Below are 10,117 nucleotides of genomic sequence, written 5' to 3'. Positions count from 1 at the left end.
CTGGCGTAGCCCTTGTGGGCCACCTCGGTCAGCGTGACCTGGGCCGGGAAGGTGGCCGACGGGTGGTTGGCCGTGGCCACGTCGAAGTAGACGTGGTAATGGCGCGTCTCGGCCGCGGCGGTGGCGCCCTTCATCAGGAAGGTCAGCACGCCGCGCGCCTTGTTGGCGGCGCTGTAGTCGCCGGCCTTGTCGAACTGGAAGGGCACGGCGTCGTCGATGACCGCGCCGCTGCCGTCAACTTCGATGACGCGCAGGGAGTCGGGGTCGAACGCGCCGGAACCGCCCTGGGCGGCCAGCAGGGGGGTGAAGTTCAGCTTGACCTCGACCGGCTTGTTGGTGCGGGCGAAGCCGTTGGCGTCCACGTCGATGGGGTGGCGGTAGGCCCAGGCGGCGTCCCACCAGTCGCCCTGAGCGGCGGCCGGCCGGGCGGCCGCGCCGGCCAGACCCACCAGGAGCAGGAGTAAAAGCATCCAGGCGCGACGAGTCAGAAAAGGGGTGCGTCTCATACGTGTGTCCTCACTTACGGTACGTCGATGAACCTTGAAAAAGCCCGGCACACAGGCGGCCGGGCGATAACGGTAGGATATACAGGATTCCTTACGGCACGGCTGTCGCCCTGTAGCACAGGTTGTCAACCTGTGATCTTTGGCATCAGGCTTTCCGCCCGCCACGCCGCCCGGGCCTGAAGGCGCCGGGCTAGTCAACAACGCCGGCCGAGGCCGGCTGCTGAGCGGACATGTGTCTGCAAGGCCCGTTCACGGGCCGTTGTTCACTAGCCCGGGGCTTCAGCCCGGGGCGGCCCGGCCCGGAGCTTGCTGAGTCTGTCCCCGCGTGTCTGCCCCAGGGCGCACACGCAGGTGCGCCCCTACGTGACGTGGTGGGAGGGGAACAGGTTAACAACCTGTGCTACACCATGCCGCGAGACGCCAAGAACGCCAGGCTCAGATTTCTGGGCCTGGCGTTCTTGGCGTCTTTACGTGAAAGCTAGATTACGGCTGCGTGCCGGGGACGTACTCCAGCGCGTCCACCTTCTTCGTCAGCCCTTCGGCCGGAGCGCTGAAGATGGGGGCGCTAAAGTCGCCGGTGGTCATGTTGTAGGTGTAGACCATCGAATGGCCGCCCACAGCCGGCGGGACGTTGATCGCCGCCTTCGTCGTGAAGTACAGCGTCTGCCCGTCGTCGCTGGCCGAGATGCTATCGATGGTGTTGCGCGTCAGACCGACCGTCGAGCCGTCCAGCAGCATGTGCCACTTGCCGGCAGTGATGCTGCCCAGGTTCGTGGCGCAGAAGCCGAGCACGTCCTCGCCGCGGAAGTTCAGGTTCGTCCCGGTGTAGTTCGGCACCTTGCCGGGGCCTTGCGTGCTGATCAACAGGTACGCCTGGCACGAACCGCCCGCCGCCGCCTTGACCGCCGCCGGCGCGAGCGCCGGGTCCAGCAGGTGCAGGCCGTCGATCTTCTCCTGCGTCTTGACCGTCAGGCCGACGTCGGAGCCGTCGAAGTAGAGCGAGAAGGCGCTGCCGTTCCACCGCACCAGATCCGTGCCGTCCACCCTGGGGGTGATGCCCGGAACCTTGCGGCCGTTCTGGGTGAAGCTGGCGATGAACGCAACCACGTTGGGGTCGGGGATGTAGATCGCGTTGATGTTGTGCTGCGCGTTCCTGGCGATCAGACCGGCGTTGGAGCCGTCGAACCACTTCGTCCAGACGCTGCCATCCCACTTGAGGATGTCCTCGCTGCCGTAGCTCAGCGCGCCGACCGTGCCGGCGGTCGTCGTGGAGACGAAGACCATGGCGTCGGTCTGCACCGGCAGGTTGTAGGTCACCGTGTTGTCGGTGGAGGTCGAGGCCGTGTTGAGGTTGCCGGCAGCGTCCTGGGCCACACCGGCGGCGATGGTGGCGATCACCGTGCCGTTGGCGGTCATGCCGCTGACGGCGACGTTGTAGGTCGCGCCGCTGCCGGTCACGGTGGCCGTGGTCGCCCCGGCCGTGCCGCTCAAGGTCACGTCACCCGTGGCGAAGCCGGTGACCGGCTCGCTGAAGACAACCGTGAAGTTGATGGGGCTCACGCCGGTCGGGTCGAGCTGGCCGCTGGCCTGGTTGATCGTCACGTCGGGCGGCGTGGTGTCCGGAACCGTCGTGTTGATCACCCAGGTGTAGCTGGCCGGGGTCGGGTCGGTGTTGCCGGCGTTGTCAATGGCCCGCACCTCGAAGGTGTGGCTGCCATCGGGCTGGCCGCCATAGGTCACCTGGCCGCCGTCGCACTCCGTCCAGCCCGTGTTGTCCAGCTGGCACTCGAAGTTCGTGCCCGGCTCAGTGCTGGTGTACTGGAAGAAGGCGGTGTCGCTGTTCGACGGGTTGGGCGGGTTGTTGGTGATCGTCGTGTCGGGCGGCGTCGTGTCCAGGACGTTGTAGGTGACCGTGTTATCGGTGGACGTGGAGGCCGTATTGAGGTTGGTGGCCGCGTCCTGGGCCACACCGGCGGCAATGGAAGCGATCACCGTGCCGCTGCCGGTCATGCCGCTGACGGCGACGTTGTAGGTCGCGCCGCTGCCGGTCACGGTGGCCGTGGTCGCCCCGGCCGTGCCGCTCAACGTCACGTCGCCCGTCTCGAAACCGGTGACCGGCTCGCTGAAGACGACGGTGAAGTTGATGGGGCTGGCGCTCGTCGGGTCGGCCTGGCCGGCGGCCTGGTTGATCGTGACGGTCGGCGGCGTGGTGTCAGCCGGCGGGGTCAGATTCAGGCCGATGAGGGCCGCGTCGTGGTCGGAGGAGCGGTACGGGTTGTCCTGGTACAACGCTTCCTGGGCCGGCGGCTTGAACGTGGTGTCATAGTCCACCACGTCCGGCTCGTCGGAGTTGATGTGCCACTCCGTCGCGCCCGTCACCTGGGAGGCCAGGCTAGTGATCGCCAGGGCGTGATCGAGGTAGCCCGCCTGCCCGTCAAAGGTATAGGAGTAGGCGTAGGTTCCCTCGTACTGGGCGATCAGGTTGACGTAGTCGTCGCCGGTGCTGGTCGTGTCGTCCGCGCCCAGCTTGATGGCATCGATCGGGTCTTCCATGGCATAGGCGTTCAGGTCGCCCATGATCAGGAAGTCAGGATCGCCGCTGCCGGTCGGGTCGGTCGCCAGCCAGTCCACGAGGGCCTGGGCCGCGGCCGTGCGCGTTGCATTCCAGCAACTCTGGCCGTCGCCCTGGTCGGCATCCGCGCCGGTGGGGGGCGGCGTGCCACAGCTCTTGGACTTGAGGTGGTTGACGGCCACGGTGAAGCGCGCGCCCGTGCCCACTTCCTCGAAGGTCTGGGCCAGGGCCGGGCGGTTGTTGCTGGCGAAGCGCGGGTCATCGGTGCTGTCGAGCGTCTGGAACGCGCCGACGGGGGTCACCTTGGCCGGCTTATAGATGAGGCCGACGCGGATGACGTCGGTGCCGATCACGCCGGTGTCGATGTAGGCGTACGTGCCCGCGCCGAGCATGGCGTTCAGCCCGGCGACGATGCCGTTGGTCGGGTCGCCCAGCGGCTCAACGCCGGTGGTGTTCTCGATCTCGTTCAGACCGATGACGTCGGCGTTCAGGCCAGCCAGCGCCTCCAGCAGCTTGTCGCGCTGGCGGGTGAACTCCATCGGCTGGTCAGAGTCGTGGCCGCGGCACTCCGCGTTCTGGGCCGGGCCGCAATCGTTGTCCAGCGGGTTGCCGGTCGGGTAGTCGGCGGTGATGAAGAAGTTGAGCGTGTTCATGGCCGCCACGCGCAGGCTGCCGCCGACCGCGTCGGGCGCGGCCGGGCGCGGATTGACCGCGGTGTAGTCGGCCGGGGCGGTGGGGTGAACGCGATAGAGGTTGAAGCCATAGCCCAGCACGCCGACGGTGTTCTGCACTTCGTCGCCGCCGCGGAAGCGGTTGGTCAGGCTGAACGGGTCGCCGTTGGGGTGGCGCAGGACGGACGGGTTAGAGCCGCCCTGGTTGTCATCCAGCGTGATGCGGCGCAGGCTGTTGGCCAGGGTGCGGGCATTGGCCGCCGCGCCCGGCTCGTCAATGGCCGTGCCGGTGTAGGGCCGATCCTCGCCGGTCAGCGGCAGGGCCAACACGACCTCGCCGAACTGGTCGTAGTTGAAGTACTCGGCGATGACCAGCGTCTGCGGGAAGCGCGTCAGCATGCCTTCGTAGCGCTCCGCCTCGGTCGCGGTAGCGAAGGGCAGGGTTACGTCCACGGGGGTTACGCTGCCCGTGCCGCAGATGACGATGTTGGCCGCGGGTACGACAGTGTTATCGGCATTGGAGCCGTTCAGTGTCGTCTGGCCGAACTGCTCGCGGGCGTAGGCGGTCACGTGGACGGCGTCGCCGGCGCTGACGGTGTTGTCGGTCGCGCCGGTATAGACGAAGATGCCGTTGGAGGTGGCCGGGTCGGCGTCGCCGGCCGGCTCCTGGATGTAGAAGCCCTGGATGCCGGCGCTGGTCTGGAAGTCGCCGACGACGACGCCCTCGGTGACGACGGGGCCGGGGATGGGCGTGGTCGCGCCGATGCCCTGGATGTCGTAGATGGGCGTGAACGGCTGGTCGCAGACGGGGACAGACGAGACGACGGTGAAGTCGAAGACGTAGTCGGCGTCCATGTCGTCCGGCGGGTCGATGCCGTCCTGGTCGGTCACCAGGGCGTCATCGATGGTGACGGTGCAGACCTCGCCGTTGGTAAAGTCGGCGTCAGGGTTCAGCGTGAAGGTGGTCGGCCCGCCGCTGACGGTCGCGGTGTGCGCGCCCGACGTGGCGCAGCTGATGGTGTACCACGCGCCGGCGACGTTGACGGCCTCGCTGAAGGTGACGCTCACGTCGGCGTCGACGGCCACGTTGGTGGCGTTGTCGGCGGGGGTGGTTCCGGTGACGGAGGGGGCCGCGTCGCCGCCGCCGCAGACGTTGAACGGGGAGGAGGTGTTGCGGGCCACAGCGCCGACGATTTCGAAATCATTGGCGTTGTGGTCCGTCTCCGTGCAGCCGTTGGCCTCCCGCTTGATGGCAAACGGGTTGGTTGGTGACGGAGTGGCAGCGCCCTCAAAGTAGTTGGCAGTGCCATAGCCGACCAAGTCCTTGATCAGGGCGGTCTCAGCAGCGTCACACGGATTCGAGCCGCCATTACAGGCCAGCCCGGTTGCCTGCATTACCAATGCCACTTTTCCACTCGTGCCGCTCAAATTCGCCGTGCCGGTCGCGTCAGGTGTGGGCAGCGGTCCGCCAAAAGTGCCGCCGGAGGATTGCTGTATCAGGTAATATTGGCCCGGCGCCAACGAACCAGAGAGAACAACCACCGGGTTACCAGCAAAATCGCCGGTGCCGGTGGCGCTGGCATACTGGATAGACATGCCGGAAAGGGAAACCGTTGTTGTTCCCCGGTTGAACAACTCGACGTAGTCATTGATGTAGACAGAGTCGTTGCCGCCAGTTCCGTCAACGCCGCTGCCGCCATACACCTGACTGATCACGATGTCTGATGACAGGGCCGCCGCCGGCCGGCCGAGGCCGGGCGAGACGACCGCCACCAGCGCCAGGATCAGCGCGATAGCAAAAAGCTTCAATCCGTTAGTCCTCATCTATGGTCTCCTCGAACAAAAGTGAGTGCGCGTCGGGTGACGCGAAGATGCGCGTGTGAGAGGGGGGCGCGCCGGCGCGGCGCGGTGGGTGGGGCATGTCGCCGGTTATAGGGCATAGGCAAACCTCCTGACTACCACTAATAGACACTAGGACGCCGGCTACCGAGCGCCAGCTCCCCGCCGATCCTAAAGCCCTTCCTTCCCGCCCACGTCACGCAACGAACCCATCGTATTGTAACATCAATGCGCAAAATAGCGCAAGCGACCAACGCACCATTTTGCTTAGAGCGGTCTGAGAACAGGGCAAATTGCCTACTTGCCGGCCGGCGGGCGTTTGGCAGAGGAGGTCGAGAGATTCCGCCGACGCCGTCATTGTAGCGGGGGAAGCTTACGATTGGACTTTCGGTGGGGGCTAAGGGTTAGGGGTTAGGGGCTAGGGGCTAGGGGCTAGGGAAGAAGCGCTTTCGTGGCTGGTGTTTCCCTGCTCCCCCGCCCCCGCGCTCCCCCGCTCCCATGCTCTCCTGTCAACAACTTTACACTTCACCTGTAACCCGATGGGCTGAGAAAGCGGGGCGGATCGGGTATTCTACGGTCAGGCAGCACACAGACAGTTTTCCTCCTCCTCCAAACTTCTCCGTTTTCCTCCTTGGCTCAGCGCCGCCGTCCTCCCGGCGGCGTTTTGCCGTGTGGGGGGAAGAGAGGTTCCAGGGGCCAGGGGCCAGGTTCCAGGGAAGAAGCGCGCTCCCCTGCTCCCCCGCTCCTGGCCACGGGATGCCTTCACGCCTTTTGCACGCCCTTTACACCGGCCGTTTACGCGCGGGAGGGCGGGGGTGTTGTATGCTATCGGTGGGCAGCAAATGCAGTTTCCTCCTTTTTCGAAGCGCCGCGATTCCCCCTTTCGCGGCGTTTCGGCTTTAGAAGAGGCTCACGCCAAGAGCGCTAAGGAAACCAAGAACGCAAAGAAGAATCACAGGGTTCTTCTTTGCGTTCTTTTCTTCTTTGCGCCCTTGGCGTGAGCCTCTTATCGCCGCAGTTCCTTGTCTCTATGCAGAATCCAGCAGCGCGGATGGTGCTCGAAGCCGACGCGGGGGTAGTAGTCGGCGGCGGCGGGGGCGGCCAGGAGGATGATGTTGCAGCGCGGCCCCAGTTGCGCCTGGGTGAGGGCGATCAGTTCCACGCCGATGCCCTGCCGCTGGTAGGCGGCGTCGACGGCCAGGTCGGACAGGTAGCAGCAGTAGGTGAAGTCGGTCACCGAGCGGGCCACGCCGACCAGCGTCTCGCCGTCCCAGGCGGTGACGGTCAGATCGGCGTTGGCGATCATGCCGGCGATGGTTTCGGGGTCGTCCACCGGCCGGCGCTCGCCGAGGGTGGAGCGGTGGAGGAGGTCGATGTAGAGGGCGGGGGTGAGGGGGTGGGTGGTGGAGTAGTTGATCATTCAATCCAAATCCAGCATCTGTTTTACTTCTTCCAGCGAATAGCGCACTGAAGACTCAGCTTTGACTTGCTGCATGTGCAGATAGTCCAGGTAGTCTTCGAGCTTCTCTTGATCGTTCAAGAGGTCGCGCAGGAAGAGGTATTCCTCATAGGGAATGACGGCAAAACGGGCTTCATCCCGATCCTTGATGATTTGCACTTGATCAAGCATGTCACTTCCTCCGGTAAGCTCGGCCGCGCGGTAAAACGTTGACTACATCTATAATCCGAATCACGTCATCTCTGTCGAATAGAACTCGATAATCGCCAACGCGCAGGCGATAGGCAACGTCATACCCAATCAGGCGTTTGACATCTGGCATTCCCTGTGGATTGGCTGCCAGCTTCTCAATCTGGGCCAGAATGCGCTGCTGGTCGTTGCGCGGAAACCGGCGCAAGTTCTTCACAGCCTTTTCTGACAACTCGACACGATAAGGCCCTGGTTCAGTGTCCATTCAGCGTCTATTTTAGCTCAAAACGGGTAGTTAGATCAGTGCAGGAACCCCTGCTCCCGCAAATACCCCAGCACCGTCGCCGAATATTCCCGGTGCGACTCGCGGGTGTACTTGATGACGGTGTAGACCTGGGCCAGATTGGCTACGCCCGCGCCCTCGATGCGCGCGCGCAATTCGGGGTAGCTCATGTAGCGCGCCCAGCCCTGGCGCTCCCGGTCGCGGTAAATCTCGTGGATGCGCTCGTCGCTGTAGTCGTGGTACGTCTCGTGGTGCACCAGGCCGTCGAGCGGCAGGCGGTCGCGGGGGGCGGGGTCTTCGGCCGGCCAGCCGAGGGAGAAGCCGACGACGGGCATGACGCCCGGCGGCAGCCTCAGCAGGCGGCCGATCTGGTCGCAGTTGGCCAGGGTGCTGCCCATGTAGCAGATGCCCAGCCCGCGCGCCTCGGCGGCCAGGGCGACGGTCTGGGAGACGAGTGTGGCGTCGATGGCAGCGATCAGGAAGCTCATGAAGTTGTCGAAGTTGTCGGGCGCGTCGCTGAGCCGCAGCCAGTGGCGCATGCGGCGGAAGTCGGCGCAGAAGGTCAGCAGCACGGGCGCGTCGAGCACCATGTCCTGCTCCATGTGGGGGACGTAGAGCTGTTCGCGCAGCGCCCGGTCGCGGGTGACGATGATGGAGTAGCTCTGCATGTTGCCCGACGACGAGGCGCGCACGCCGGCGGCGAGAATCTCGGTCAGCAGGTCGTCGGGCACGAGGTCGGGGCGATAGCGGCGGATGGATCGGTGGTGGTGGATGGCGTCGATGGTGTCCATGCGGGTAGTATGCCACAGGCGGGCCGAGGGGGCATATGTAGGTTTCCCTCGGCCGCCAATTATGCTACTGGTCTGTCATTTGCTTCAGCAGCCGATCCAGCGCTTTGAGCAGCGAGGGCAAGTCGTGGGTGATGGTGTCCCACAAGATATCGTGGTCGACACTGTCGTAGCCATGGATAAGACGATTGCGCATGGCGACAACATCTGACCAGGGGATGTTGGGCAGTTAGGCGCGCGTCTCTGGCGTGACACGACCAGCCGCCTGGCCAATGATCTCCATGAGGCGGACTAGCGCCAATTCAAGCATACGGTCGTCATCGAGGTCGGTGCGCTTCCTACGCCGCGTCATGGCGATCGCCTCGGCGGCATGGTCTCGCATGTGGCGCAGCCGGATGACGTCATCATGGCGCGACATACAGATCCTCCGCTTCGGCCAGCACCTGGTCGCGAAAGTAGGGGCTGATGAAGCCGGGGGTGTTGAGGTCAACCTCCCGGCCGAGCAGCTCACTCAGTTCGCGTTGCAGCGCGAAGAAGCGCAGACCAACGCGCACGCCAGGCTGGAACTCGACCAGGATGTCGAGGTCGCTGTCGGGCCGGAAGTCATCGCGCAAAGCGGAGCCGAATAGCGCCAGCCGCCGGATGTGGTGGCGGCGACTGAAGTCGGCCAGGGCATCGCGCGGCAGATCGCGTACTATCCGGCGGTGGCTGGCGTCAAGGGTGTCCATGCCGGTAGTATGCCACGGATTGGGCGGGAGGGGTAAGACTACGCCGGCGGCAGCGCCCCCAGTTGTTGCAGCCGGCTGACGCCGTCCAGGATCAATTGGAAGTCAACCAGCCGGTCGCCCTCAAAGCGCTCGATCCAGACTTCCTTCCACGACACCGGCTTGCCCGTCGCCGGCACGCCTTTCAACTCGCCGAACGGGAACTCGGCCACGTGCCGGGCGGTGACGGTTCCCCACGTGACGACGGTGTCCCCCTCGCCGATGAGGCCGTCGATCGCGAAGTGGTAGCCGGCGAACGCGCGGCGAAACGGCGTGTGCTCCTCCACGAAGCGCTCTTGCTCGGCCGGGTCGTGAAACTCGGCGACGCGCGCGGCCCACTCGTCGCTGTTGATGGCGTCGCACCAGCGGCGGATCCCGTCCTTTCTGGCTTCCATAGACATGGCATTACCTCGTAGACCTGACAGGTGTCGGGCGTTGGCGGCCAACGCCCGACACCTGTCAGGTCTGGAAGGAGGCCCACCCCCAGAACAGTTCCGGGGTCAAAAAGGGGCGATTGGGCAAATCGCCCGACAAGCTACCTCAGGGCCGGGGTTCCCGGTTGCGGCTGCTGGATGGAACGGGTCTGCCAGTAGTAGTAGCCGAACAGGACGGCGAAGATGGCGAAGATGGCGACATCTAGCCACACCATCACCGGCGCGCTGGCGAAGATGACGGCGTAGAGGGCAACCAGCAGGCTGATGATGGTGAAGACCACTTCCATTTGCAGCACGATGGCGACGCGCTCGAAGCGCTGCGCCTGCGCCGCCAGGACGGACGAGAAGCCCATCGCTACCAGCGCGACGCCCAGTATCCGCATGTTGTACAGGTCGCCTGGCTCAAAGTTGAACAGATCGATCACGAACGTGGGCACGAACAGCATGGCAATGCCAAACACCAACGCCACAATGGCGTGAATCCAAAAGACAATGCGCAATCTGGGAGACATGATACTCCTCCACTTGGTTGGGGGCGGGCCTCCAAGCCGGCGCAATCAAGCGGGAGGTGACTTCGATAGCAGGCCAGATCACCTCTGTCTACATTATAAT

At 64.8% G+C, this 10,117-nt stretch carries 10 protein-coding genes and 1 pseudogene; all 11 read right to left on the bottom strand.

The window, feature by feature from the left end; genetic code table 11:
* Positions 1 to 506, bottom strand: a pseudogene (locus tag ACE3UY_RS18425) (hypothetical protein); the annotation flags it as partial.
* A 483-nt stretch (positions 507 to 989) separates the two neighbouring features.
* A complete protein-coding gene (locus ACE3UY_RS18420; RefSeq protein ID WP_374688944.1) occupies positions 990 to 5,573 on the bottom strand; it encodes an ExeM/NucH family extracellular endonuclease in 4,584 nt (1,527 codons plus the stop codon).
* Between the two features lie 1,021 nt (positions 5,574 to 6,594).
* Positions 6,595 to 7,008 carry a GNAT family N-acetyltransferase gene (locus ACE3UY_RS18415; RefSeq protein ID WP_374688943.1) on the bottom strand — a complete coding sequence of 138 codons (414 nt, stop codon included), beginning with the start codon at positions 7,006 to 7,008 and terminating at the stop codon, positions 6,595 to 6,597.
* Complete coding sequence (locus ACE3UY_RS18410) at positions 7,009 to 7,218, bottom strand: prevent-host-death family protein (RefSeq protein WP_374688942.1); 210 nt, start codon at positions 7,216 to 7,218, stop codon at positions 7,009 to 7,011. It lies immediately after the preceding gene.
* 1 nt (position 7,219) lies between these two features.
* Entirely contained in the window at positions 7,220 to 7,501 is a 282-nt protein-coding gene (locus ACE3UY_RS18405) for a type II toxin-antitoxin system RelE/ParE family toxin (RefSeq protein WP_374688941.1), read from the bottom strand.
* A gap of 35 nt (positions 7,502 to 7,536) precedes the next feature.
* Positions 7,537 to 8,310, bottom strand: a complete 774-nt coding sequence (locus tag ACE3UY_RS18400) for a nitroreductase family protein (RefSeq protein WP_374688940.1) — start codon at positions 8,308 to 8,310, stop codon at positions 7,537 to 7,539.
* Positions 8,311 to 8,374: 64 nt separating this feature from the next.
* Entirely contained in the window at positions 8,375 to 8,527 is a 153-nt protein-coding gene (locus ACE3UY_RS18395; RefSeq protein ID WP_374688945.1) for a DUF86 domain-containing protein, read from the bottom strand.
* A gap of 9 nt (positions 8,528 to 8,536) precedes the next feature.
* Positions 8,537 to 8,725 carry a hypothetical protein gene (locus ACE3UY_RS18390; RefSeq protein ID WP_374688939.1) on the bottom strand — a complete coding sequence of 63 codons (189 nt, stop codon included), beginning with the start codon at positions 8,723 to 8,725 and terminating at the stop codon, positions 8,537 to 8,539.
* Positions 8,712 to 9,035 carry a nucleotidyltransferase family protein gene (locus tag ACE3UY_RS18385; RefSeq protein ID WP_374688938.1) on the bottom strand — a complete coding sequence of 108 codons (324 nt, stop codon included), beginning with the start codon at positions 9,033 to 9,035 and terminating at the stop codon, positions 8,712 to 8,714. The genes ACE3UY_RS18390 and ACE3UY_RS18385 overlap by 14 nt, the downstream gene beginning before the upstream one ends.
* Before the next feature lie 38 nt (positions 9,036 to 9,073).
* Entirely contained in the window at positions 9,074 to 9,466 is a 393-nt protein-coding gene (locus ACE3UY_RS18380) for an ester cyclase (protein WP_374688937.1), read from the bottom strand.
* 140 nt (positions 9,467 to 9,606) lie between these two features.
* Positions 9,607 to 10,017 (bottom strand): hypothetical protein, encoded by a 411-nt coding sequence (locus tag ACE3UY_RS18375; protein ID WP_374688936.1) that lies wholly within the window; start codon positions 10,015 to 10,017, stop codon positions 9,607 to 9,609.
* Between the last annotated feature and the right edge of the window lie 100 nt (positions 10,018 to 10,117).

The sequence above is a fragment of the Promineifilum sp. (SeqCode) genome, from assembly GCF_041918635.1.
GTDB lineage: Bacteria > Chloroflexota > Anaerolineae > Promineifilales > Promineifilaceae > Promineifilum.
The sequence above is the reverse complement of the archived record's forward strand: the minus strand, read 5'-3'. Positions and strand labels throughout refer to the sequence as shown.